The sequence below is a fragment of the Micromonospora sp. HM134 genome, assembly GCF_007833915.1.
Lineage (GTDB): Bacteria > Actinomycetota > Actinomycetes > Mycobacteriales > Micromonosporaceae > Micromonospora > Micromonospora wenchangensis.
Genome location: NZ_CP041061.1, coordinates 1,272,763 through 1,295,757 on the forward strand (window position 1 = coordinate 1,272,763; position 22,995 = coordinate 1,295,757).

A 22,995-nucleotide genomic window follows, 5' to 3' on the forward strand; every position below is an offset into this window, starting at 1 on the left:
CCGACGGGCGGGGCACGGTGCCCCGAACGGCGTCCGGTGGCGGGTCAGGTCCGGGCCGGCTCGTCGGCGGGCCGGGGCCCGGCGGCGCGGGCGGCGGCGTGCAGCCGGAGCAGGCCGGCGGCGACCGCCCCCACCCCGGCGACCAGCACCCCGGTCAGCAGCACCCGCGCGGTGCCGCCCGACCAGGGTGCCGGGGCGACGGCGCGGGACAGCACGGTCAGGTTGGCGACGCCGACGACGAGGGCCAGGCACGCGCCGGCCAGCGCGAGCACGAAGTCGCCGGCGGGCCGGCGGGCCAGCGCCCACCCCCCGGCGGCCACCGCGCCCAGCCCGGTCAGCAGCGGCCAGAGCTGCCCGGCGGCCAGCCCGAGCAGCACCCCGCCGACGCCCTGCGCCCCGGCGTCCAGCTCGCGGCCGAGCACGAGGGCGACGGCGGCGGCCCCGCCGAGGGCGAGCACCCCGCCGACGCCGCGTAACGCCCGGGTACCCGTGCGGGTGCCGGCCGGCGGCAGCCCCGCCGCGCCGACCAGCAGCGCGCCGAGGGTGGCGGCCACCCACCAGGGGTACGGGTCGGGTGGCGGCACCCAGTCGAGGGTGCCGCGCAGCTCCACCGGCTCGTCGCCGTCACGCAACGCGACGCTCCACTCCCGGACCCGGTGTTCCCGGCCCGGGTCGGCGGCCACCGGGGCGGGCACCCCGGACTCCCGCCACAGGGCCCGCTGGTCGTGCCAGCGGACCCGCCGGTCGTCGCCGATCCGGCGCCACTGCGGGGCGGCGGCCGGGTCGGCGGTGGCGGGCAGCGCGGTGTCCCCGGCGAGGGTGCGGTTGAGGTACGTGGCGGGGGAGCGGACGTTCTCGTACACCCCGCCCGGCCCGACCCGCAGGTACGGCTCCCCGGAGTAGCCGATCACCTCGACGTCCCGGTCGGAGTGGTTGACCAGTTCGAGCCGGGCGCCCGCCTCGACGGCCCGCGCGGTCAGCCCCGGCCGGGCCGGGGTGATCCCGGTCACCGTGGTGCGGTAGTCGGTGCCGTCGGGGGCGTCCGCCCCGTGCGCGTACGCCGGTGCGGCGCCGCCGAGGAGGCCGAGCAGTACGGCGGTGACCAGCAGTACGGCCCGCCGCAGGGGTGCCGGGGTCACTTGCCGGCCGCCTCCACGGCGGCGGTGATGCCCGCCGGGCTGCGGTCCTCCACGGCGGTGCCGTTCACCTTGATGGTCGGGGTGCCGGTGACCCCGGCCTTGCTGGCGTCGTCGGTGACGTGTTCGGTCCACGCCGTGTACGTCCCGTCCCTGACGCAGGAGCCGAAGTCGTCCTTGTTCAGCCCGACGCCCGCGCCGATGTCGATCAGCTGGTCGTTGCTCAGCCCGGCGCTGCCCTCCGGCGGCTGTTGGGCGAACAGCGCGTCGGTGAACTCCTTGAACTTGCCGCCCTTGGCGGCGCAGCCGGACGCGGCCGAGGACCGGGTGGAGTATTCCGTGGTGGAGAACCGGTTGAGGTAGGCGACCGGGTGGAAGACCACCTTGGCCTTGCCGGAGCTGACCAGCTGGTTGACGGTCTCCCCGCTGGTCTGCTGGAACTGCTTGCAGGCCGGGCAGAGGTAGTCCTCGTAGAGGTCGATGGTGACCGGGCCGGTGCCGAGCACGACGCCGGTGCCGGCGTCGTTCGCGCCGGGCGGGGCGGTGAAGGTGTCCGACTTCTGGCTGGAGTAGACGCTCCACCCGACCAGGCCGGCGATGACCAGCACCACCACCGCCCCGACGGAGGTCCAGAGGGTCCGCTTGCGACGCTTCTCCCGGGCGATCTGTTCGCGGACGACCCGCGCGGCCTGGTTGCGTCCCTTACGACTACTCATCGTCGTCCTCCACGGATGGGTCGCCCGCGAGCCAGCCGTCCACCGAGAACGGGGTGCGGGGCCAGATCAGCAGGAATCCGGCCAGGGCCAGGAATCCCAGGTCCCGGAGGATCTCCGGGAGGTAGCTCGGGGACTGGCCGGCGGCGAGCTGCCCGCCGCTGCCGAAGCACCCGCAGTCGATGGCCAGGCCACGGGCCCAGGCCGAGGCGATGCCGGCGATGAAGACCACCAGCAGCGCGGCGGAGATCCCGGCGCTCAACCGGGTCGCCAGCCCGGCGAGCAGCAGCAGGCCCAGCGCCAGTTCCACGAACGGCAGCGCGGCCCCGATCGCCGTCGCCACCTCGTAGGGCATCACCTGGTACGCGTTGACGGCCCGGCCGGAGGCGGCGAGGTCACCGACCTTCGTCGCGCCGGCGTACAGCCAGACGGCGGCCAGGCCGAGCCGGGCGGCGACGCCGAGCCAGGGGCGGACGAGCGGCCAGCGGCCGGCCGGGGTACGCGCGGTGGTCACGCTCATTGGTCGTCCCGCCCGGCTCGCGGGTTCCCCGGGGTGACCGGTCGCCGGGTCGCCGGCCGGGGCACCGGGGGCCGGTCGGGGCCGGGCGGTGGCCCGCTACGGCCGGTGGCGGAGGGGTCGCGGTGAGCGGGGATCACGACAAGCCAGGCTACGCGGCGTGGCGGGGGCGGGCAGGGTCCTTCGGCCCTTTCCATGGTCCCGCTCACGTCGGGAACTTTTTCCCGCTGCCGTACGACTACCTGCTCATGACGCCCCACCACCTGCGGCAGGCGCCCCGGCCGCCGTGGACGCCCCGTGCCGTCGCGGGGTGGCCGGGTGGGCGTACCGGCCCGCCGTCAGCGAGCATGGCGGGATGAACGCAGTCGATCGTCGCCGGCTGGCCCGGCTGGGGGCCGCCGCCGGCCTGCTGGTCACCCTCGTCGCCCTGCTGCTCGCCCCGGCCGGGCCGGCGGGCGCCCACGCCGTGCTCTCCAGCAGCAGCCCGGTGGCCTCGTCCGTGGTGCCGAGCGCCCCGTCAGAGGTGGTGCTGACGTTCAGCGAGTCGGTCCGCAAGGTGCCCGACAAGGTACGCGTCATCGCGCCGGACGGCTCCCGCGCCGACCGGGGTGAGCCCCGGTTCGAGGGGTCGGTGGTGACGATCGGGGTGGACCCGGCCGGCCCGCAGGGCACCTACCTGGTCAGCTACCGGGTGATCTCCGCCGACAGCCATCCGGTGTCCGGGGCGTTCACCTATTCGGTGGGGGCGCCGTCGACGCCGCCGACCGACGCCGGCTCGGACAGCCGGGCCGATCCGGTGGTCGGCGTGGGCGTGAAGGTGACCAAGTACCTGGGGTACGCCGGCCTACTGCTGGTGGTGGGTCCGGCGCTGGTGCTGGCCGCGCTCTGGCCGCTGCGGCTGTCCCGGCGCGGGCCGGCCCGGCTGCTCTGGTCCGGCGTGGGGCTGCTGGCCGTCGCGACGGTGGCCGAGGTGTGGATGCAGGTGCCGTACACCGCCGGTGGGGGGTTGTTCGACGTCACCGGGGAGGGCCTGTCCGAGGTGCTGGGCAGCGGGTACGGCACCGCCCACCTGATCCGGCTGGGCCTGCTCGCGGCGGCGGTGTTCCTGCTCCGGCCGCTGACCCGGGGGCCGGTGGGGCGTACCGACGGGATCATCCTGACCGGGCTCGGGGTGGCCGGGTTGTTCACCTGGCCGCTGGCCGGGCACCCGGCGGCCTCCCCGGCCCCGGCGGTGTCGGTCCTCGTCGACGCGGTGCACCTGGGCAGCATGGCGGTCTGGCTGGGCGGCCTGGTGATGCTGGCCGGGTTCCTGCTGCGCCGGGCCGACGAGCGGGAGCTGGGGGCGATCCTGCCGATCTGGTCCCGCTGGGCGGCGCTGGCGGTGGCGGCGCTGCTGCTGGCCGGCGTCGTGCAGGGGCTGATCGAGGTGGCCAGCGTCGAGGCGCTCACCGGCACCACGTACGGTCGGCTGCTGCTCGCCAAGATCGGGCTGTTCGCGCTGGTGGTGGCCGTGGCCGCGTACTCCCGGCAGTTGGTGCGCCGGCGGACCGCGGCGGCCCGGCCGCTGCCGGTGCGGCGCGCGGTCTGGGTGGAGCTGGCGATCACCGCGGTGATCCTGGGCGTGACGGCGACCCTGGTGCAGACCCCGCCGGCCCGGACCGCAGTCGACGGGGGTTCCGGTGCCGACGCCGGCTACTACTCGACCACGCTGACCAGCCCGATCTACTCGCTCCAGGTGGAGCTGGACCCGGCCGAGCGGGGCAACAACTCGATGCACCTGTACGCGTACACGCCGGACAACCGGCCGCAGCCGGTGGTGGAGTGGAAGGCCACGGCCGCGCTGCCCTCGGCCGGCGTCGAACCGATCGACATCCCGCTGCTCAAACTCACCGACAACCACGCGACGGGGGAGTTCAGCTTCCCGTCGGCGGGCCAGTGGCAACTGCGCTTCACGGTCCGTACGTCCGATATCGACCAGGCCACGGTGACCGCCACCGTGCCGATCAAGTAAAGAAGGGCCCGTCCCCGATGATCCGTCTCCGGCGCTCCGCATCCGCCGCCACGCTCACCCTCGCCGCCGTCACCGCCACGGTGCTCGGCTTCGCCGGGCCGGCCGCGGCGCACGTCACGGTCAACCCGAAGGAGGCGACCCAGGGCAGCTACGGCCGGTTCGCCATCCGGGTGCCCAACGAGAGCGACACCGCCTCCACCGTCAAGATCGAGGTGAACCTGCCGGAGAACGCCCCGGTCGGCTCGGTCTCCACGATGCCGGTGCCGGGGTGGACGGTGGCGGTGGAGAAGCGCAAGGTGGACCCGCCGATCGAGGTGCACGGCAGCCAGCTCACCGAGGCGGTGTCGAAGCTCACCTGGACGGCCGCCGCCGGTGGGGGCGTCAAGCCGGGCGAGTTCCAGGAGTTCCCGGTCTCGTTGGGTCCGCTGCCGCAGGTGGACAAGATGGTCCTCAAGACGCTCCAGACCTACTCCGACGGCAACGTGTCGCGCTGGATCGAGGAGCCCACGCCGGGTGCGGAGGAGCCGGAGAACCCGGCGCCGGTGCTGACCCTGACGGCGGCGGCCGCGTCCCCCTCGGCGGCCCCGGCGGCGGCGGGCGCGCCGGCCGCGAAGGACGACGACGATGACGACGACTCGGGTTCGACGGCGGTCGTGCTGGGTGTCGCCGGGCTGCTGGCCGGCCTCGGTGGGCTGGCCCTCGGCGGGCTGGCCTTCGCCCGGACCCGGCGGGAGCCGACGCCGAAGTCCTGACCCGTACCACCCGCACCGGCCCGTCGGACCCCGTCCGGCGGGCCGGTCGCGTCGTGCGGTGACGTCGGACGGGCCCGGACGCGGTGACGGCCCTCCGCGCTGCCGACGCGGAGGGCCGTCTCACCGGGGGATCGGTGTGCCGTGGGTCGTGACCGACTGAGCCCAGATTAGCGCCAAAGGTCGGACAAGGGAATGTCTGTCCTATTGGTGCTGCCGGTGGGCGGTCGGCACGGGCGCCCGCTCCCGCTGTCGCCGGACCGGCAGCAACACGAGCAGCAGCAGCGCCAGCAGCACGTACGCGTTGCGCAGCAGGAACTCCCAGGGGTTGTCCGTGCGGGCCGGCGCCACCCCCCAGTCGTAGAACGAGACCACCCCGTAGACGATCACCAGGCCGGTGCCGACGGCGAGGGTGAGCAGCCGCCGCCGGCGGCGCGCCCCCGCCGGGGACTGCGGGTCGGCGTCGAGCGCCGCGTCCACCAGCACCACCACCGCCGGGATGAACCAGTAGATGTGGTGGGTCCAGGTGATCGGGCTGACCAGGCCGCCGACCAGTCCGGTGAGGGTGAGGCCGGTCAGCCAGTCACCGGCCCCGGCGGCGCGGGCCGCCCGCCACAACCCGTACCCGAGGATCGCCACGACCAGCACCAGCCAGAGCAGCCGGTTCGGCTCCTGCGGCGCGTCGATCCGGCTGAGCAGGCCGAACAGCGACTGGTTGCCGGTGTAGTCGGTGCGCCCCACCCGGTCGGTGGCCCACAGCTCGTGGGTCCAGAACCGCCACGAGTCGCGGGGGGCCACCGCGGCGGCCAGCAGCGTCGCCGCCGCCGCCGTGACGCTCGCCACCGCCGCCGCCCGCCACCGCCGGGTCACCAGCAGGTAGACGATGAAGATGCCCGGGAACAGCTTGAGCGCCGTGGCCAGCCCGACGCCCACCCCGGCCCAGCGCCGCGCCTGCGGTACGGCGAACAGCAGGTCGGCCAGGATCAGCACCACCAGCAGCATGTTGATCTGACCGAAGGTGATCGTCTCCCGGGTGCTCTCCACCGCGAAGACCAGCAGCACCGCCACGGTGAGCGCGTACGTCCGGCGCAGACCATGCCGCTCGATCACCGGCAGCACCAGCCACCGGGTGGTGACCACGACGGCGACGCAGGTCAGCGCCGTGAAGATGACGATGGTCAGGCCCAGCGGCAGCACCCCGAACGGCCGCAGCAGCAGGGCACTGAACGGCGGGTACGTGAAGTACAGCTCACCCTGCACCCGGTCGGGCTGCACGTAGTCGTAGAGCGGGTGCCCGGACGCCCACCAGTCCATCGCCCGCATGTAGATCTTCAGGTCGAAGAAGTCGTGCACCAGGCCCGGCAGGTAGAGCGCCGGCAGCACGGCGGCCAGCGCCAGCACCGTGACGACCCGACGGACGGTACGGCTCCGCTGGTCCTCCGGGGTGGTGACGGGGGGAGCGACGGATTCGGCGGGCACGGGGAAACCCTAGCGGTCCCACCCCCCGACAGTGCCGAGGCGCGGGGACCTGGGCTGCGCGTAGTCTGTCCCGGTGGCTGACCTTCTCGTCTGGATCGACTGTGAGATGACCGGGCTCGACCTCGGCAGCGACAAGCTGATCGAGGTGGCCGCACTGGTCACCGACCCCGACCTCAACGTGCTCGGGGAGGGCGTGGACGTGGTCATCCACGCCGACGAGGCGGCCCTGGAGGCGATGCCGGAGATCGTCCGCACCATGCACGCCAAATCCGGGCTCACCGAGGAGGTGCGCCGCTCCACGGTCACCCTCGCCGAAGCCGAGGACCTGGTCCTGGAGTACGTCACCAGCCACGTGAAGGACCCGCGTACCGCGCCGCTGTGCGGCAACTCGATCGCCACCGACCGGGGCTTCATCGCCCGGGACATGACCCGGCTCGACGCCCACCTGCACTACCGCATGATCGACGTGTCGTCGATCAAGGAGCTGTGCCGGCGCTGGTACCCCCGGGTGTACTTCGGCCAGCCGCGCAAGGGGCTGGCGCACCGGGCCCTGGCCGACATCCGGGAGAGCATCCGCGAGCTGGAGTACTACCGGCGCACCCTGTTCGTGCCGCTGCCCGGCCCGGACGTCGAGACGGCGAAGGCGATCGCGGCGCAGCTCTAGGCCGGTGCCCGCCGATGGGCGCAACCCGCTGGACGGGCGCCGCCCGGGTGTGGCTATTATTAGTCCGCACCCGCCCGGGAAACCGGCGCGGACGGCATGGTGGCTGTAGCTCAGTTGGCAGAGCACCGGGTTGTGGTCCCGGTTGTCGTGGGTTCAATTCCCATCAGTCACCCGGTTAGTGGATGTTATCCACCACAGGCCCCCTCACATGAGGGGGCCTGAGTCGTTTCCGGGCCTGAGTCGCCTCAGGGCCGGGGTGTCGTGCACGCGAACCGGCCCCCGCCTGGTGGCGGGGGCCGGTCCGGTGCGGTCTGCCGCAGGGGTCAGGGCGTCGGCTCGGCGCTCGGCGTCCCGGTGCTGTTCCCGGCGTCCGGCTGCCCGGCGTCCGGGTCGTACGGCAGTGCGCTGCCCTTGACGTACTGGTCCCAGCTCATGTTCCAGTCGGTCCAGCCGTTGCCGTTCTGGAGCTTGCGCTCGGTGCCCTTGACGGTGATCGGGTCACCGACCTTGGTGTTGGCGAACAGCCAGGCTCCGTCCTTCATCGACACGTTCACGCAGCCGTGCGAGACGTTCGTGCTGCCCTGCTGCCCCTCCGACCAGGGGGCGGCGTGGATGAACTCGCCACCCCAGGTGAGCCGCTGGGCGTAGTCGATCTTGGTGCGGTAGCCCTCCTCGGGGCCCAGCTCCTCCATGGTGTCGAAGACCGTCTTGCGGAGCTTCTCGATCACCACCATCGTGCCGCTGGACGAGGGGGTGCTCTTCTTGCCCAGGCTGACCAGGATGGTCTTGACGACCTTGCCGTCCTTGGTGACGGTCATCCGCTTGGTCTTGTTGTCGACCTGCATCACGACCGACGGGCCGATCTTGACGTCCACGGTCAGGTCGGACCGGCCGTACCAGCCGTCGCCCATCGGCAGCCCACCGGCCTGCACCCGGTACGAGACCGTCGTGCCCGGCTGCCAGAACTCCTTGGGGCGGTAGCGGACCTCGGTGGGGCTGACCCAGTGCCAGACGCCCTCCTGGGCCGGGGTGCTGGTGACCGTCATCCGACGCTGCACGTCGTCGCGGTAGTCCTCCGGGACGGCCCGACCGAACTTCACGATCAGCGGCATGCCCACGCCGACCACCTGGTTGTCGCCGAGGAAGCTGGTCACCCGCACCTGCTTGTCCGGCTTGGCCATCACCGTGAAGGCGCTGGTGGCCGTGGCCGGCTTGCCGTCCTCACCGGTCGCCGTGACGGTGGCGGTGTACTTCTCGCCGTACTCCAGGGCGCCGGTGGGCAGCCAGCTCGCGCCGTCGGCGGCGAGCTTGCCCTCGACGGCCTTGCCGGCGGCGTCGGTGAGCGCGACGGTGGTGTCCTTCGCGTCCTTGGCGGTGAAGACGATGCCGGTGGAGGCCGGGACGTCGGTGGCGTCGGCCTTCGGTTCGGTGATCGTCGCGCTGGCCTTCGGCGCGGCCTCCTCGCCGCCGCCCTGCCAGCTCGACGGCTTGTCGCCGCCGGAGCCGGTGCAGGCGGAGGTGAGGGCCAGCGCCGCGGCGAGGACCCCCGCCGCGAGCACCCGGCGTCGACCGGTACGCCCGGTCAGGTGGTCCTGGACAACTCGCATGATTCCCTCACAGTTGTGGTCCCCGATGTCCCATCGTCCCTCACAGACGCGGCGGCACGCCCGTCGGTTGCGAAGGGTGAACTGAAACACGCCGCCGAGCGGGGCGCGACCACGCTGGGTCATCGGCCCGTGCCGGTCCGGGTCGGCGCGGCGCGCCGACCCGGACCGGAGGTCAGACCAGTGGACCCGAGCCGCCCTGCGGCACCGGCACCGCGCTGCCCTTGACGAAATCCGCCCAGGTCAGGCTCCATGCCGTCCACCCGTTGCCCGGTTCGAGCTTGCGCGGGGTGCCCTTGACCGTGATCGGGTCGCCCACCTTCGTCTGGGAGAAGAGCCACCGACCCATCGCCATCGACACGTTGACGCAGCCGTGCGAGACGTTACGCCGGCCCTGCACCCCCTCGGACCACGGTGCCGCGTGGATGTACTCGCCGCCCCAGGTCAGCCGCTGGGCGAAATCGATCTCGGTGCGGTACTGGTTGGCCGGGTCCGGCTCGTCCATGGTGTCGAAGACGGTCTTCTCCTTCTTCTCCATCACCACCATGGTGCCGCTGGACGACGGGGTGCTCTTCTTGCCCAGGCTGACCGGCAGCGTCTTGATCAACTGGCCGCCCTGGAAGACCTCCATCTGCTTGGTGGCGTTGTCCACCTTCATCTCGAAGGACCGCCCGATCTTGGCGGTGGCCGACCGGTCGACGTTGCCGTACCGGCCGTTGCTCAGCGGAATCCCGGCCAACGCGATCCGGACGCTCAACGTCGTCCCCGGCTGCCAGTACTCCGGCGCCCGGTAGTACGCCTGCGTGCCGTTGGAGACCCAGTGCCAGGCCCCCGGCTGCGGCGGATCGGTCTTGACGAACATCCGCTTCTGGACGGCCGCCCGGTCCTTCTTCGGGATGCCCGGGCTGAACTCGGCCACCACCGGCATGGCCACGCCGTACGTCCGGTCGTCGAAGAGGTACAGGCCGGAACCGATCATCGACTTCGGCTTGGCCATCGTGGTGAACCTACTCACCCCCTGCCGGGGCTGACCGTCCGCGCCGGTGCCGGTCACCGTGGCGGTGTACCTGGTGTTGTACTTCAGGGCCGACGACGGCACCCAGGAGCTGCCGTCCAGACGCAGCTTTCCGTCGACCTGCTTGCCGTCACCCGTGGTGAGGGTGACCGAGGAGACCTTTCCGCCATCCGGGAGGCTGGCGCTGATCTCGGTGCTGACCGGTCTGCTCTTCGCCCCGTCCGCCGGGCTGACCGTCAGACCGTCCGCCGTCGGCGCCGACGGCGACGCGCCGCCGGACTGCTCCGGGGTTGCCGCCCCGGCGCTCGGCGTAGCCACGGTGCCGCCGACGAACTCGGCTTCCTTCTTCTGGTCGCCGCCGCAACCGGCCAGAGCCAGCGACGCCGCCAGGACGAGAGCGCCCGCCATCGCCCCGCCCCGCGTGAACCTGCCCATCCCCACCTCTGTTCTCGCGTGCCTGGCGGACATCGTGCCCCATGCCGGCCACCGGCTCGATCCCGGACGTGCGCTGTCGGGGGGATGTGGGAGCTTTTGCCCGTTAAGCTCGCCCGAAGGGTGGAGCCGGGTATCGGATTGGAACCCCGCTCATGGCCCGTGCTAATGTTCTCTCCGTTGCCAACGAGCGCCGCTAGCTCAACTGGCAGAGCAGCGGACTCTTAATCCGCGGGTTCGGGGTTCGAGTCCCTGGCGGCGCACCACAAAAAGGCCCTGACCAGCATGTAGCTGGGCAGGGCCTTGATGTTTGTCTATGTAGTTTTGAACCGCCCCCCGTAAACCCCTCAGTAACGCCGTGGGGCGATCACATTCGACGGGGCGTGTGGTGCTGCCGCCGCTGCCCGGCTATGCGGTCGGCTGCGGGCCAGGGCCGGGTTTCTCCGGATCGCCTGACGTTGGCCTTCCGCCGAGCTGTTCGAGGATGGCGGAGCTGTCCGGGGCGAGGGCGGCCTTGACGATGTAGTGCTTCTTGGTGATCTCGTTGCTTCCGTGCCCGAGCTGGGCGGCGGCGCTGTCGGTGTTGGCCTCCCTGTCGATCAGGGTGGCGACGGTCTTGCGGAAGGTGTGCGGGGTGACCCATTCGAGGCCGGTGTCGGCGCGGGCTGCACGCCACTGCCGGCGGACGTTCGGCGGGGAGAGCCAGGTGCCGCGTCGGGAGGCGAAGATCGCGTCGTGGGGGTTGTCGGCGGCGTCGAGCTTGCGGGCCATCAGCATTCCGACCGCGAAGCGGGGCAGGACCACTGACCGGAAGCCCGCGTCGGTCTTCGTCCACTCCTGGCGGAAGAAGCCCTGGCCTTTGACGTAGATGATGGTGCCGCAGATCGTCAGGACGGGGTGTTCGACGGCGAGATCCAGGTCTTCCCACCGCAGCGCCAGGATCTCGCCGATGCGGGCTCCGGTGGCGAGCATGAGGTCAACGATGTCGGCCAGGTCGCTGGTCGGGCGAGGGCCTGACTTGCCGGGGGTCGGCTGTTGCCACCTCCGGATCGCCGCGCGGACGTCGTCGAGTTGTTCCCGTTCGAGGGCGACGACGGTCTTGCGTGGCTTGCGTAGGCGGCTGGTGTCGCGGATGGGGTTGGTGGTGAGCGCGCCGCGCCGTACGGCCAGGGCCAACATCTGGCCGAGGACCACCTTCGCGCTCTTGGCGGCCGACGGGCGATCCTCGGCGATCTTGCGCAGGAACTTGTCGATGCGGCCCGCGCTTGCCTCTCGAATCCGTAGATCACCCAGGGCGGGCACGATGGAGACCCGCACGCTGATCTCGTACCTGCTGATGCTCTGCGGCGAGACACGCTCCTCTGCGGTGATCTCTTCCAACCACCGAGCAGCGAGCGTGCTGACGTGCGTCTCCCGGGTGATCTCGTCGTCGTTGGGGGCCACCCGGTCACGTAACTTGATCTTCAGCGCGCGAATGGCGGCCGGGCCGGTGGTGTCGGTGGCCTCGACGTCACGGGTCTTACCGTCGTGATCGCGGTAGCGGGTTCGGGCGCAGTACCGGTTGGGGCCGAGCTTCTCGGTGCGGATGTTGCCCCAAGTGCCGATGGGTAGCGGAGGTCGGGCCATGGGTCAGCGCTCCGGGTCGGTGTGGGCGTCGAGCCAGCGTTCGACCTCGCTGCGTCGGTAGCGCAGGGTGTTGCCGACGCGGATGGCGCGTGGCCCTTTGGCTCGGCTGTGCCAGGCGTAGAGGGTGTTCTTCGGCTTGCCCAGCCAGGCCGCGACGTCATCGATGGTCAGGAGGGGGTCAGGCCGCCACTCGGCGGCCGGGGCGCTCACTGCGGGCCCGTCGCGGTGGGTGAGCCGGGCTGGGGGTATGACCTGGGGGGATCGTCGGACCACCGGCGGTCGGTGGGGGCGCGTCGTACGTCCCCTGGAGTGGGGTGCAGATGGGGCGGGCACGGATCGGGTGTCCTTTCATCGTCCCGGTCCGGGTGGGACCGGGGATCGATGGCGCTGCCGCCGGGATTGGCGTTTCCGCGGGGCACCGCCTGTGCACGTCGATCCACGTCATGCGGGGCGGAGGCATCAAGCTGGTCGGCGTGCGCGGTGGTGCCGTCTGGCCAGCTCTCGGCATCGTGTGCGCTGGAGTTCGTCGGGCGGCGGAAAACGGCGACGTCCTCGTGTTGCAGGAGCCATTGCGGGTCGCCGGTGGCGATGGCGTCGCGGATGTTCTTCTGCTGGAAGAACGAGGCGCGGGGGATGATCCGGCCGTCGCGGACGCCGCAGATGAGGGCGATGCACTCCTCGACGAGTTCGAGGCCGGCGTTGGTGCCGGCGGCGGCGACCATGCCGGGGATGTCGATGAGTTCGCCGTGGCGGCGGTAGGGGCGGGCGGTGACGATGACGTGTCCGCCGGGACGCAGGAGTTGGTGGCAGCCGGTGAGGATCGCGGTGAACCCGTCGGCGAGTTGGCCGGGGGTGCGGTAGGCGAGGTTGTCGCTGCTGCCGTACCTGTGGTTGATCTTGCGGACCTGTCCGCGTCTCGGGCCTGGTGTGCGGACGTGGCCGTGGGTGGACGGCCCGTAGGGCGGTGAGGTGATCACCAGGGACACCTGTCCGTGCAGGCTTGCCGGCAGCAGGGCCGGTAGGGCGGTGGAGTCTCCGTGGTAGATCTCGCCCCGGCCTGGTGCGCCGCCTTGGTGGGTGTGGCGGATGTTGTCGGCTGCTTTGGCGACCCATTCGGCTTCGTACTCGATGCCGACGCCGTGGCGGCCGAGGTGCATGGCTTCGATGATGGTGGTGCCGATGCCGGCCATGGGGTCGAGGACCACGTCGCCGGGGTTGGTGTAGGTGCGGATGGCGTACCGGGCGATGGTGGGCAGCATCTTGCCGGGGTGGGTCAGTGACTCGGGGGTGTATCGGCCGCGTCGTAGGTCGCGGGACGGGTGCTGGCCGGTGAGCCAGACCGTGCCGAGGTAGCCCTCGGCGAGCAGGGCCGCCAGATCGGGCCCGTCAGGGTACGGCGGTGTGGAGTTGTGCAGGCCGGTGGCCCGTTGCGACGGACGAGGCTCAGGCATGGGCGTTCTCCTCACCGGTGGCGGTGGTCCCGAACACGACCAGGTCCCGGAACGTCGGAAGGTGCCGACCGGCGAGCAGCCGCCGTCGGTCGTCGCCTTCGTCGGGGCGTTCCGGGTCGCTGCGCGGTTCGTGCTCGGGGAGCGGGACGAGGACGGCGGGGATGTGTTGGTGGTAGAAGAGGCCGGCGGCGCGGGCGGCGGCGATGACCGTCGCGCGGTAGCTGAACCCGCCGGGTGGGGGTGGCGCGGTGGTGAGTCCGGCGATCAGGAACCCGCCGGGGCGCAGCAGTGGCTGCCAGGTGCTCATTGCGGTGTTCACGTCGTCGTGAAGTTGCTCGATCGTCTGTGGTAGTGCCGCCAGGATCAGGTCGACACCCTGATCGGGCCGATGAGGCACGCCGGAGTTCGGCCGTGCGGAAGGTGGGAGCCACAGGCGCAGACCGTGGGGGTCGGTGTGCAGCTGAGCTGGTATCCGGTGCAGGTAGGTGGTCGCGGCGAGGACGGCAGGGTGCGCGTCGAGGTCGAGAACCACATCCCCGGCGTTGGTGTATCGGCGGATGAGATAGGCGAGGTGGTTCGGGGATAGTCCGTGCCAGTCCGGCACTTCCGGGCGGTGCGTGCGCGGTGTGCGGGCGTGGGGGAGGAGCAACCCGACCGGTACCGGCTGAGGCCGGTCGTCGGGAGCGGTGGAGCTGGGCTTCGGCATGGCGTGTGGGCCACGTCCGCCGACGAGCGCTGACACCAATGGATTACAAATCTGGACCTCGGATTGGAAACCAGACCCCTGCCGGCGTACGGGTCCAAGATGTGCCTAAGCAGGTACGGCCGGAGCGCTTAGTACTCCAGCCTCACCTGATGAAGTTGGAGTCTTCGCTGGTAGTGGGCTGTTCTGGCGCGGTACTGGTGTCGGCGTCGCCATCGTGACCATCGATGTATGTGGTCGAAGGTTCGGGTGGTGGTGATCAGGTGTGCCAGGAGACGGCGGACCTCGCCGAGGGTGAGGGGGATGAGGCCGTCATCGGATTCGGCGCCCCCCTTTGAGCGTGGGCGGCGGTGACGGCGAGGTAGGCGTGGGCGCACAGAACGAGAGTTATGTGCCGGTACCAGGCGTCGTACCGGCGGGCCTGGTAGTGATCTAATCCGACCTCACGCGCCCTTCGAGGTGCTGCAGTTGCTAGTCAATGCCAGTGAGGTCGGCTAGCTGCCGCCCTGAGCGACATTCGCAGGGGGCGGCTGGATGGGGAGATCGAGATGTGGCGGCCCGACGTGGGGGGAGCGGTAGTGCGGTGGCGGTGCCGCGACCAGCCGCGATTCAGCCAGCCGATGGGGCCTGCTGGGCCACGAACTTCCCCTTCGTGCCACGTGCTGGCTCCGCGCTGGTCGCCACGATGACGTCGGGGCAGCAGACGGCGCACCGTTTGCGTCGCGGTGCCTCCGGCCCGAGGACCTCCGGCACACGGACGTAATGCTCCTGCCGGTGGGTGCATCCTGCGGTCAACGCGTCGGAGGCGTCGTTGACGTTCCTCTTGAGGGAAGGGCAGCCCACGGCGTGGGTGCGGCCGTCGGTCTCGACGAAGGCATCCTTGGAGCCGACTGCCGCCAGGTAACGATCGAGTAGCGGCCGTGTCTCGGCAGCCCACCGACTGTACTGAGCGCAGGCTCCGCACATGGCCTGCCCGCTGTAGGGGTGGTTGCAGCCGCACTCGCTACAGCAGACGCATGGAGTGCAGGGATGCGCTACTCGCTCGGCGTTCAGGAACATCGGTTGCGGGTCGCCGGCCACAGAACCAACCCGTCGAATGCCGACACCGACGCCACCGTTCTGGAAAAGGATCTCGTACGAGCCGGGCTCGCCAATGTCGACGATCCCAATCACATGCCAACCTTGGCTGACGCCCACGACCACCTCGCGAAGATCCGTCTCTACACCGGTGCTCCCGGCGGTCGGCAGCATAGTGGCCACGTCGGGCGACGGGTCGTCCGGTGCCGGGCGGCCACCGTCCGGTCCGGGCAGTGGCGGATGTTGCCACAAGGGGACAGATTGCGGGAGTACTTAGTACTCCAGCCGCACCTGCCTGATCTGAAGTTCCCGCAGTTCATCGCCGTGGTTGATGCCTTCCCGGCGTCGGCCGGGTAGCTGCGGATGTCGATGCTAGTCGCGGGGTGAGCGGGTGAGCGCACTTCCTGTCTGTTGTGGTCAGTCGTAGGGCGGGCAGGCTTCCATGCTATCGCCCGCCTCCACTTACATCATCCGTGACACCCGCACCGTTGCCAGGCAACGCCATCATCGAGTTACGAGACATCCTGGACGGACCCGCCCAAATCCTACTTACCTCGTCTTCAGTCCAGAACTTCCACTTGATCTAAGAATAGTCGCCGGCGAGTAACGGAGAATGCTTCATTATCTTCCGGTCGCATCGCTTCTACCAAGCTTCGGGTTCGGTTCATCGTCCGATAATTGCCTTCCTGGCGGAGCATCGCTAATTCCTGCACCACCCCCACGGTACGTGGATGTTGGGGTCCGAGAGTGCTTTCAAGGGCCTTAACGAGGCGTTCAAGCAGGTTCTGTGCCTGATTCACATCACCCGTGCGTCGTGCAATCGACGCAAGATTATGCAGAGCTTCCATCGTAGAAGGATGGTGGGTGCCCACGGCGTCAGATCTGCGAGCGTATGCACGTTCTGCAAAGACGAAAGATGCTCCGGGGTCTCGGATGTCATCGCTCAATGCTGCTAGCAAATCGAGGGCGCTGAGGGTAATTGCGTGGTATTCGCCCAGCGAGCGCTCAGCATTTTTGAATGCGCTCTCAGCTAGCGCCATGGCTCCTGCAAAGTCGCCTCTTTTGCGCAATATCTGAGTCAAACCTAGAAGAGTCACTAGCGTCTCTGGGTGCGTCGATCCGTACTCGACATGCTTGCAACTCAACACTTCTCGGTAGACGGACTCGGCCTCCGCAAATCTGCCCAATTCGTCAAGAACGGTGGCCCAATTATGCCGTGCGGCGACGAGCGCTGAAGAAACCTCCGGATCTAGGCTCGAGGCTATCTTAAGACCATCGTGCAGGCGCCGGAACATGTCATCCGCATCGTCCAATCGGCCTGAATCGGCTAACGCGGCGGCGACATTGCTGGCGAAGGTCACGAGAGAGGCATCGATCGTAGTTGCGGATACTGCGCCAATTCTACGCTGGATAATCTGGATGCCTACCTCGACTGCCTGCGCCCAGTCTCCTTCCTCGGCACAGAGAACAGCAAGGTCGTTCAAGATTACATCGCTGGCATCTGCGGGTGACGTCGCGGATCTAAGCATTGCGGCAGCAGCGCGTTGTAAGTATAGGATTGCGGAGCGGCTATCACCTCGCGAGTAAAAGTACTTGCCTAAGCGATGCAGGACGAGCTGAGCGGAAGATTTTTCATCGCTATCCTTGTCCTCAAGGAGTGAGGCAGCGTGTGGTGCCAGGCTTCCGCATACCCTCCAATGTCTTCTGTCGTCCGAGCGTTCTGGCAGGTTATTCACAATCCAACGCAGAAGATGTTTCTTGATCTCGTCTTCTTTTTGCTCAGATAAATGCTCCCGGATGACCTGCTGAACTAGGGGATGAACAATAGTGCTTTCGTTGGCGGCGAACTCAATAAGCGCATAGCGAGAGAGAAGCCGCAATGGCCGCAGCGAGATCTTCAGGGAAGGCTCGAGATCTCGCACGAGATCAAGTTCGAGTGGTGTCGTATCGAGGAAGGAAAAACTCTCTAGGAGACCCTTTGTTCTCGGGTCAGCTTCTGCTGCCGCATCAATCGCGAGCTTGCATGAAGCAGCCAACCCTGCAGTAATGCGTTGTTCGGTCGAGAGCTTTCGAAGGCGGCTTTGTCGAAGGAGTTGACGAAGGGAGCGGCGGCGATACAATGTGAATTGGCGAAGGTAATCGCCGAACCCAATGCCAGTGGCCGCGATGTACGCAGATGCCTGTTCAAGTGCTAAAGCAAGGTAGCCAAGCTGGCGCGCGACCTTCTTTGCGCCGCTATCGTCGGTAGCGCCCGTTCTAGATAGCAGGAACTCGACTGCAGCATCTACCGGCAAGACGTCCACGAAGACCGGACGAGCATTGAACGGAACATCCGATGAGTTGCGTGTGGTTATAAGAACGTGCCCGTGCCCCTTTGAGGGAAGCGCTCGCTGCACGATGTCAGGTTCGACGACGTCATCAAAGACAAGCAGCCATCGGCTTTTTGTGGTTTCTAGCCACTCACGTACCTTTATGCCGGCGTCCTGCCACCTGTTACGGTTGGGTGCCCATACTCCAAGCTCTTCGCCTAGGCGCGCCAAGTCCTCGTTCATCGTTGACTGGGCTGATGAGCGCACCCACCAAACTAGATCATAGTCTTGACGATGGCGATGAGCATACTCTGCGGCCAAGCGGCTTTTGCCGACGCCTCCACGCCCAGTCAGACCGTGAGTTAGTATCGCGGACCTGCTGGTCATCGCTTCGCGGTAAAGGATATTGAGCAAATCGCTTCGGCCAGTAAAGTACGTTCTAGAATCAATTGGAACGTGCCATATGGGCGAGCGTAGACCGCTGCTGCTCGTTGCGTCGTCGCTTTGCGTCGCGGACAACAGGGACCTTTTGGCGAGGATGCCGACTATTCGATTTGTGCTTCGGTTGGGCGGTGGCGATAGCTGGCGGATCGTTCTGATGATATCGTCAGAGGTTAGCGAATCCGCATGTAAAAGCTCGAATGGCCCTAGGTAATACTGCGCGTCAACATCATCCAATACCATGGGAACGACCGGTGTGCGCCGACCCAAGGTGCAGGTAATCCAGTCGTTTCGACTGAAACCTGCAGTTGCGGCGTATAGGTGGCTAATCAGGACAACCACCGCATCCGACGTGGCCGTTGCATGGTCGAAGATCGACAAGAAGTCTCTACCGGGTCGCACATCCAACGCTTCTAGTCGAACGTCGCAGCCAGCCTTGCTCAGCACTGTTGCAACCTCGGCTGCCCGTGCAGCGTTTCCCTGCGCGTAGCTCAGGTAGACTCTGGTGAGCGCGCTGTCCTCGATGCGAGTCATGCACCACCCTCGATCCGTCGACTGTCTGCCAGAGTAACCCGCGGCAGGCGGGAGCGCGATAGCGCAGTCGGCTTCTTGCTTATCAACCGATCGGCGGGGAAGCTTGGCGCCGAAGGCTTCAGGTGCCTTCTTGCGGCTAAGCCCTCAAGCAGGGCTTCTTTGATCTCATCTTCAGAAGAGTGCCCACGTAGATCGACGGGCTCAATATGGTAGATAAAGTCCGGTATTCTGGATGTATCTATGCGTACCGGAATAACGTCGCCAGGGATTTCGCCGGAGCTTATCAATTCGAGCTCGGTCTTGTGGGAAGGAGAGTCGCATTTAAAAGTTGAGGTGGATAAAAGTACTATCATGTCGCTGTACTTCTCGTGTGCTTCGCGAAGTAGCGGAATGTAGTTCATTCCTGGGCGGACGTATTCTCCTCTTACGCGAACTCCGAGACCTTCCTGGCGTAGGACGTCTCCAATCCAGCGAGCAATCTCCAAGTCGGCGTTGCTGTGGCTAATGCAGTACCCATGCTCGGGCTCTTTGGCGACAATTACCAGTTCGCCGATAGATTGCAGATAGCCGGATTCTTTAAGTATCGCTGAAATGGGCGTAGCGTAGACTGTGCCACCTATTGCTAAGTCAGGCGCTTCTGGCTGCTGCGGATTCCACCGTATTAAGCCAGTGGCAGCTAGCTCGTTTCCTCCAACAAGCACGGGTGCCCCGCTATAGCCATGCAGGGACAACGTTTGCGCTTGTACGCAATAGAGTTGGAGGGCGGGTGCATCGTCGAATATCTTGCAAGCGGCGTTCACGATCTCGCCGGAAATCGCCAAATAGTGCGATGAGAAAGGGCGACTGGCTGGCCAGCCGATGGTTGTGAACTTTGACGGGACAGGCGTGGCTGAGGCTACCGAGACAGGCGTCAAGGTGTCTGGCAAGTCCTCTTCGATTTCAAGCACGGCCACGTCTATTCCTGGTAGGCGGTCCACGACGTTGGCATACAGGAATCGGTCGTGGAACCAAATGCCTACGCGCTGATTTTTGACGGTCCCGGAGTCTCTATCTCCGATGCAATGAAATGCCGTGAGGGCAATCGAATCTGATATAGCGAAAGTGCTGCCGACGAGCTTGTCTACATCGGGGTTATCCGCATCGAGGCAAATTCCACCTATTGCCGGAAGCGCATCCGCCATCAGCTTACTCGCGGCTCCAGCTCAATGACACTTCAAAGCTTGCGCCTGCGGACGTTCGTGAAATAATCACTCCAGCCTCGGCCTCTAAGTCAAGGGAGAATGTTATTTGCGCCTCCGAGAGGTGCCATGCAGCTCCCGGTTCTTTCTTCTCTGCCTTTGCCAGTTGCCCCTGCAGTTGCGCCGAGACTTCAAGGATTGAATCCCCCAATTCCCCAATGCGGTCCTTGAGGTTCTCGATCAACTTGCTGCCGGACAGGTCACCTCTTGTCCCGTTCTTTGGCACGACCTGAACATGAATCTCGCTCATGTCCGCTCCACCCTCAAGCTCGACGTTGGGGGAGGGAGCTTATCAGCCAGCATTAGATTGGCAAAAAGCCCGACGGAGAGCCATGTGGCCAGAGCTTTGTCGCCGCTGGATGGCAGAACGTGGGCTGAATCCGGGGTCGTCGTCGCCTTTCTGCAGGTCATGTAATAGGCAATCGCAATAAGGGCGTAGCGTCTAAAGCGTGCATAGCTCACACACCTGGTCTTATTGACCAAGCGCTAGGGGTAGCGATGGAAAGCTAAACCCTCGGTCGTCTACCCGACAGTCCCTCTCTCTGCGCTCACTCTGCTCTCGGCGAAGGGAGCCTCAGTCAAGTTAGTGGCGGAGGGCGGCGGTTTCCCTCTCTGACCTAACTTGTTCGTCGGGCAGGCGACTGGCCTGCCCGAGAAGGATCATGCGATGGCAGACAAGTGCTGCTCAGCCTCCGCAACCGTCGGCGGCGGAGCGAGAGTTGTTTCGGCTGGCGCAACTCCTCGCCGTCTTGGCGATTCGCCGCAGGTGGGCCTTGCGGGCGCTGCTGCACATCGCAAAGGTTGGCCGCCACGCTGCTTGGAGTTGCCGCCGTCACCGCCGGCGCCAGGGCGCCACCCATGCTGCCCTGGTCGCTGCGGACTCGCCGCTCGATGCCCTCCCGCCCATCGCCGGCGGCCACAATCGCTCTCGGCGAGGGGGCGATGTCGGTAGCCCTACGGATTTGCGGCAATTGGCGCTGGCAGAGGGTAAGCCTTCGGATGTAGACCAAACTCGGCGAAGGTGTCACGCGACGCCGTCCGCCCTGAACAAGATCCTCAGTGATTGAACAAGATCATTTCTGCGTGCGCCGTCGGAACCTCTCTGACCGCCTCAGCCTTGAGCAGCATCGCCATGGGGCGCGGTGGGAAGTCCTGCCCGCCTTCCTCCGCGATGCCAGGGGCTCGGTCATGGTCGGCGTGTGTTCAAGGGGCGCAGCCTCTGCGTGGGTGCGCTGGCACTGTGGTCTGTGAACGGCCTGGCCACGGATTGCACGCCGTGGAGCGCAACGTCCTCCGGTTCATGCCGCGGTGCGTTGACGAGTGACGGCGAGGTCCAGGGTTGAACACGCGTCGAGACGCCTAGAGCGAGATCAGCAGTGTTCATGATCTGTGCAACGACCCTGTTGGCGTGGTGGCACTCCGCCGATCGGCACTCCCGCCGACCGGCACATGGTCACCACGAGGGAGCACCACCATGGACCGTCGTATTTCCGCCCCCGGCTCGGCTGCCGGGCGACGTGGCGAGACGCTGCTCAACGACATCGAGTACCGGTTCCGGCTGATGGGGCAGGGGCCGAACCCGCTGTCGGTCGATGGCCGCAGCCTCGGCCTGGGCCTGCCCCGCCGGACCATCGCCCTGCCGGAGCTGTCGGCGATCCTGATGCACCCGTCCTGCGGCTACGCCGCCCGGGACGCCGTGTGGCGGCTGCTGGTGCAGCACTCCCGTACCGGAGACCTGGCGTGGCGTGCCGGTGCGGTGGGCGTCGCGTTGCCGGGCCTGCGGTTCAAGGCGTACCTACTGGCGAAGCTGTTCACCGGTGATGTTCAGGCCGCCATCGTCGAGCACTTCCTCCGCGCGCTCGGCACGGTCGACCTGGACAGGTCGGGCGTGGTCGGAAACCTGTTGTCTGCGGCGTTCTCCAAGGCCCGCACCGAGCTACGTGGTCTGGAACCGGCCTCGTCCGGGACGCCGAGCCGCGCCCCGGGGGCGGTGTCGTCGCCGGCCGCGCACGGGCATCCGGATGTCGTTCTGGCTCGCGCGGTTGCCGCCGAGGTGATCAGCGCCGACGATGCCGAGCTGATCGGTGCGACGTACCTGGAGGACGTCAGCCTCACCGCCTACGCCGAGCGCGTCGGTGAGTCCCGCTGGAACCTTTACAAGCGGCGGTCTGCTGCCGTCGCTCGGCTCAGGGCCGCGATCGAGTCCGGGGCGTTGTCTGACCCGTACGCCGAGGTGATCACCGAGGCCACGTCGATGGTGGCTCTCGACGCGCCGACGGCCCGTAAGCGCCCGTAAGTACCCGCCTTGAGCTGCGGGTTTCCAATCCGAGGCTGGGATGTGTAATCCCCTAGTGCGGGACTCTTCCGCGTAGGTGACCTTGTTTTCGACCGGACCGCTGACGGCGCTGACACCCGTACGGTCCCTGGCCCACCCGTCGTTTCTGGTGAGGAGGATGGCCGCGCCGGTCGGCACCACGGGTCACCGATGAGCGCACCGCCCGGTCCCGCGTCTTCGCCAAGCCCATTCGCGCCTACGCCCCGATGCGGGCTGCCCAGGCGTGCGCTCCGGAGGTGCATAACCATGGAGAATGTCCGTTTCCCGTGCCCCGAGGCGGCGACCCGTCGCCTCGGGGCCGGCACACACGGCCGATCGATCGTCTGCCGCCTCCGTCCCCGTCCTCTGACGGTGGGTGCGCTGATGCTGTGCGTGGCCGCTGCGGTGACGGTGGCTCTGACCTTCACTCCTCACGCGGCGTATGCGGCGCAGCCTGGTCCGGTGCTGGCCGTCGAGTCGATTCAGCAGGTTGCCAACAACATCCGTGTCTGGCTCGTCGGGATTCTGGTTTCCGTCGCCACCCTGTTCCTCACCGTCGGTGGTCTGCGTTACCTGGCCGCGAACGGTGAACCCGGCGAGATCGAGAAGGCGAAGCTGGCGATGCGGTCCGCCGCGATCGGTTACGGCCTCGCGCTGCTGGCACCGCTGTTCGTGACCATCGTCGGTAGGTGGGTGGCCTGATGGCAACCGTCACCGACCTCTTGCGCCGCATGAGGTATCCGGCGGTCGTGCTGCTGCTCGGCGTTGTGATCGTCGCCGGCTTGGCCGTCGCCGGGGCCGGGCCGGCACACGCCGAGCCGACCCACCCTCCGGCCATGCCTACCGCACCGCCGACGACGGACGTGCCTGATCCCGGCGTCCGCCCGCCGGGAGCGGCACCGGCTCCGTCCGCGACGCCGGCACCCACGCCCGGCCCGGCCCTCGGGCGGCCGTCGTACGACGACGATCCGGCGTGGTACGA

19 protein-coding genes and 2 tRNA genes are annotated in these 22,995 nt (G+C 67.8%); 8 read left to right on the forward strand and 13 right to left on the reverse strand.

The features are described 5' to 3' along the window. Positions 1-44 precede the first annotated feature (44 nt). Genes FJK98_RS06015 through FJK98_RS06025 form a run of 3 tightly spaced genes read right to left on the reverse strand, consistent with a single transcriptional unit; the run spans position 45 to position 2,369 of the window. Positions 45-1,139: a hypothetical protein gene (locus tag FJK98_RS06015; protein ID WP_145918138.1), complete on the reverse strand. Its 1,095-nt coding sequence runs from the start codon at positions 1,137-1,139 to the stop codon at positions 45-47. Then, positions 1,136-1,852 carry a thioredoxin domain-containing protein gene (locus tag FJK98_RS06020; RefSeq protein WP_145918139.1) on the reverse strand — a complete coding sequence of 239 codons (717 nt, stop codon included), beginning with the start codon at positions 1,850-1,852 and terminating at the stop codon, positions 1,136-1,138. Before FJK98_RS06020 ends, FJK98_RS06015 begins: the two co-directional genes overlap by 4 nt. Continuing rightward, entirely contained in the window at positions 1,845-2,369 is a 525-nt protein-coding gene (locus tag FJK98_RS06025) for a MauE/DoxX family redox-associated membrane protein (protein ID WP_145918140.1), read from the reverse strand. Before FJK98_RS06025 ends, FJK98_RS06020 begins: the two co-directional genes overlap by 8 nt. 352 nt (positions 2,370-2,721) lie before the next feature. Between FJK98_RS06025 and FJK98_RS06030 the strand changes: the two genes are divergently transcribed. Beyond that, positions 2,722-4,377, forward strand: coding sequence for a copper resistance CopC/CopD family protein (locus tag FJK98_RS06030; protein WP_145918141.1), 1,656 nt, complete (start codon positions 2,722-2,724; stop codon positions 4,375-4,377). 17 nt (positions 4,378-4,394) lie between these two features. After that, positions 4,395-5,129 (forward strand): YcnI family protein, encoded by a 735-nt coding sequence (locus FJK98_RS06035; protein ID WP_145918142.1) that lies wholly within the window; start codon positions 4,395-4,397, stop codon positions 5,127-5,129. Positions 5,130-5,330: 201 nt separating this feature from the next. Here FJK98_RS06035 and FJK98_RS06040 read toward each other — a convergent pair whose 3' ends face one another. Next, the gene (locus FJK98_RS06040; protein WP_145918143.1) at positions 5,331-6,605 is read right to left on the reverse strand and encodes a glycosyltransferase family 87 protein; all 1,275 of its coding nucleotides are present in this window, start codon (positions 6,603-6,605) and stop codon (positions 5,331-5,333) included. A gap of 106 nt (positions 6,606-6,711) precedes the next feature. Between FJK98_RS06040 and orn the strand changes: the two genes are divergently transcribed. Then, complete coding sequence (gene orn / locus FJK98_RS06045) at positions 6,712-7,269, forward strand: oligoribonuclease (protein ID WP_228543009.1); 558 nt, start codon at positions 6,712-6,714, stop codon at positions 7,267-7,269. 99 nt (positions 7,270-7,368) lie between these two features. Then, a tRNA-His gene (locus tag FJK98_RS06050) sits at positions 7,369-7,441 on the forward strand. Between the two features lie 151 nt (positions 7,442-7,592). Here the strand turns inward: FJK98_RS06050 and FJK98_RS06055 are convergent. Together FJK98_RS06055 and FJK98_RS06060 are read right to left on the reverse strand one after the other, a co-directional pair. Next, the gene (locus tag FJK98_RS06055) at positions 7,593-8,876 is read right to left on the reverse strand and encodes an Ig-like domain-containing protein (RefSeq protein WP_145918144.1); all 1,284 of its coding nucleotides are present in this window, start codon (positions 8,874-8,876) and stop codon (positions 7,593-7,595) included. A 172-nt stretch (positions 8,877-9,048) separates the two neighbouring features. Further along, on the reverse strand, positions 9,049-10,323 hold the full coding sequence (locus FJK98_RS06060) for an Ig-like domain-containing protein (protein WP_145918145.1): 1,275 nt from the start codon (positions 10,321-10,323) through the stop codon (positions 9,049-9,051). A gap of 187 nt (positions 10,324-10,510) precedes the next feature. Here FJK98_RS06060 and FJK98_RS06065 point away from each other — a divergent pair. Continuing rightward, positions 10,511-10,586, forward strand: a tRNA-Lys gene (locus tag FJK98_RS06065). 142 nt (positions 10,587-10,728) lie between these two features. Here FJK98_RS06065 and FJK98_RS06070 read toward each other — a convergent pair. Genes FJK98_RS06070 through FJK98_RS06085 form a run of 4 tightly spaced genes read right to left on the reverse strand, consistent with a single transcriptional unit; the run spans position 10,729 to position 14,103 of the window. Next, complete coding sequence (locus tag FJK98_RS06070; protein WP_145918146.1) at positions 10,729-11,946, reverse strand: site-specific integrase; 1,218 nt, start codon at positions 11,944-11,946, stop codon at positions 10,729-10,731. Between the two features lie 3 nt (positions 11,947-11,949). After that, on the reverse strand, positions 11,950-12,156 hold the full coding sequence (locus FJK98_RS06075) for an AlpA family transcriptional regulator (protein ID WP_145918147.1): 207 nt from the start codon (positions 12,154-12,156) through the stop codon (positions 11,950-11,952). Beyond that, positions 12,153-13,397 carry a TRM11 family methyltransferase gene (locus tag FJK98_RS06080; RefSeq protein ID WP_145918148.1) on the reverse strand — a complete coding sequence of 415 codons (1,245 nt, stop codon included), beginning with the start codon at positions 13,395-13,397 and terminating at the stop codon, positions 12,153-12,155. The genes FJK98_RS06075 and FJK98_RS06080 overlap by 4 nt, the downstream gene beginning before the upstream one ends. Next, entirely contained in the window at positions 13,390-14,103 is a 714-nt protein-coding gene (locus FJK98_RS06085) for a hypothetical protein (protein ID WP_145918149.1), read from the reverse strand. The genes FJK98_RS06080 and FJK98_RS06085 overlap by 8 nt, the downstream gene beginning before the upstream one ends. A 1,026-nt stretch (positions 14,104-15,129) precedes the next feature. On the opposite strand from FJK98_RS06085, the gene FJK98_RS06095 reads away from it, so the two are divergent. Continuing rightward, positions 15,130-15,534, forward strand: a complete 405-nt coding sequence (locus FJK98_RS06095; protein WP_145918150.1) for a hypothetical protein — start codon at positions 15,130-15,132, stop codon at positions 15,532-15,534. A gap of 203 nt (positions 15,535-15,737) precedes the next feature. Here the strand turns inward: FJK98_RS06095 and fxsT are convergent, their stop codons facing one another. The 3 genes from fxsT to FJK98_RS06110 are packed head-to-tail and all read right to left on the reverse strand — an operon-like array spanning position 15,738 to position 19,949. Then, positions 15,738-18,461 (reverse strand): FxSxx-COOH system tetratricopeptide repeat protein, encoded by a 2,724-nt coding sequence (gene fxsT, locus FJK98_RS06100; protein ID WP_145918151.1) that lies wholly within the window; start codon positions 18,459-18,461, stop codon positions 15,738-15,740. Continuing rightward, complete coding sequence (locus FJK98_RS06105; protein ID WP_145918152.1) at positions 18,458-19,642, reverse strand: TIR domain-containing protein; 1,185 nt, start codon at positions 19,640-19,642, stop codon at positions 18,458-18,460. Before FJK98_RS06105 ends, fxsT begins: the two co-directional genes overlap by 4 nt. Positions 19,643-19,646: 4 nt before the next feature. Beyond that, a complete protein-coding gene (locus FJK98_RS06110) occupies positions 19,647-19,949 on the reverse strand; it encodes a CU044_2847 family protein (RefSeq protein ID WP_145918153.1) in 303 nt (100 codons plus the stop codon). Between the two features lie 1,224 nt (positions 19,950-21,173). Here FJK98_RS06110 and FJK98_RS06115 point away from each other — a divergent pair. Next, positions 21,174-21,995 (forward strand): hypothetical protein, encoded by an 822-nt coding sequence (locus FJK98_RS06115; RefSeq protein WP_145918154.1) that lies wholly within the window; start codon positions 21,174-21,176, stop codon positions 21,993-21,995. A 285-nt stretch (positions 21,996-22,280) separates the two neighbouring features. Next, positions 22,281-22,715: a pilin gene (locus FJK98_RS06120; RefSeq protein ID WP_145918155.1), complete on the forward strand. Its 435-nt coding sequence runs from the start codon at positions 22,281-22,283 to the stop codon at positions 22,713-22,715. The last annotated feature ends 280 nt before the right edge of the window (positions 22,716-22,995 follow it).

Bases quoted from the DNA above. Each gene is read 5' to 3' on its own strand.
- FJK98_RS06020 (WP_145918139.1), bottom strand. From the start codon at position 1,852: ATGAGTAGTCGTAAGGGACGCAACCAGGCCGCGCGGGTCGTCCGCGAA.
- FJK98_RS06025 (WP_145918140.1), bottom strand. From the start codon at position 2,369: ATGAGCGTGACCACCGCGCGTACCCCGGCCGGCCGCTGGCCGCTCGTC.
- FJK98_RS06030 (WP_145918141.1), top strand. From the start codon at position 2,722: ATGAACGCAGTCGATCGTCGCCGGCTGGCCCGGCTGGGGGCCGCCGCC.
- FJK98_RS06035 (WP_145918142.1), top strand. From the start codon at position 4,395: ATGATCCGTCTCCGGCGCTCCGCATCCGCCGCCACGCTCACCCTCGCC.
- orn (WP_228543009.1), top strand. From the start codon at position 6,712: ATGACCGGGCTCGACCTCGGCAGCGACAAGCTGATCGAGGTGGCCGCA.
- FJK98_RS06055 (WP_145918144.1), bottom strand. From the start codon at position 8,876: ATGCGAGTTGTCCAGGACCACCTGACCGGGCGTACCGGTCGACGCCGG.
- FJK98_RS06060 (WP_145918145.1), bottom strand. From the start codon at position 10,323: ATGGGCAGGTTCACGCGGGGCGGGGCGATGGCGGGCGCTCTCGTCCTG.
- FJK98_RS06070 (WP_145918146.1), bottom strand. From the start codon at position 11,946: ATGGCCCGACCTCCGCTACCCATCGGCACTTGGGGCAACATCCGCACC.
- FJK98_RS06080 (WP_145918148.1), bottom strand. From the start codon at position 13,397: ATGCCTGAGCCTCGTCCGTCGCAACGGGCCACCGGCCTGCACAACTCC.
- FJK98_RS06085 (WP_145918149.1), bottom strand. From the start codon at position 14,103: ATGCCGAAGCCCAGCTCCACCGCTCCCGACGACCGGCCTCAGCCGGTA.
- FJK98_RS06095 (WP_145918150.1), top strand. From the start codon at position 15,130: ATGCGCTACTCGCTCGGCGTTCAGGAACATCGGTTGCGGGTCGCCGGC.
- fxsT (WP_145918151.1), bottom strand. From the start codon at position 18,461: ATGACTCGCATCGAGGACAGCGCGCTCACCAGAGTCTACCTGAGCTAC.
- FJK98_RS06105 (WP_145918152.1), bottom strand. From the start codon at position 19,642: ATGGCGGATGCGCTTCCGGCAATAGGTGGAATTTGCCTCGATGCGGAT.
- FJK98_RS06110 (WP_145918153.1), bottom strand. From the start codon at position 19,949: ATGAGCGAGATTCATGTTCAGGTCGTGCCAAAGAACGGGACAAGAGGT.
- FJK98_RS06115 (WP_145918154.1), top strand. From the start codon at position 21,174: ATGGACCGTCGTATTTCCGCCCCCGGCTCGGCTGCCGGGCGACGTGGC.
- FJK98_RS06120 (WP_145918155.1), top strand. From the start codon at position 22,281: ATGGAGAATGTCCGTTTCCCGTGCCCCGAGGCGGCGACCCGTCGCCTC.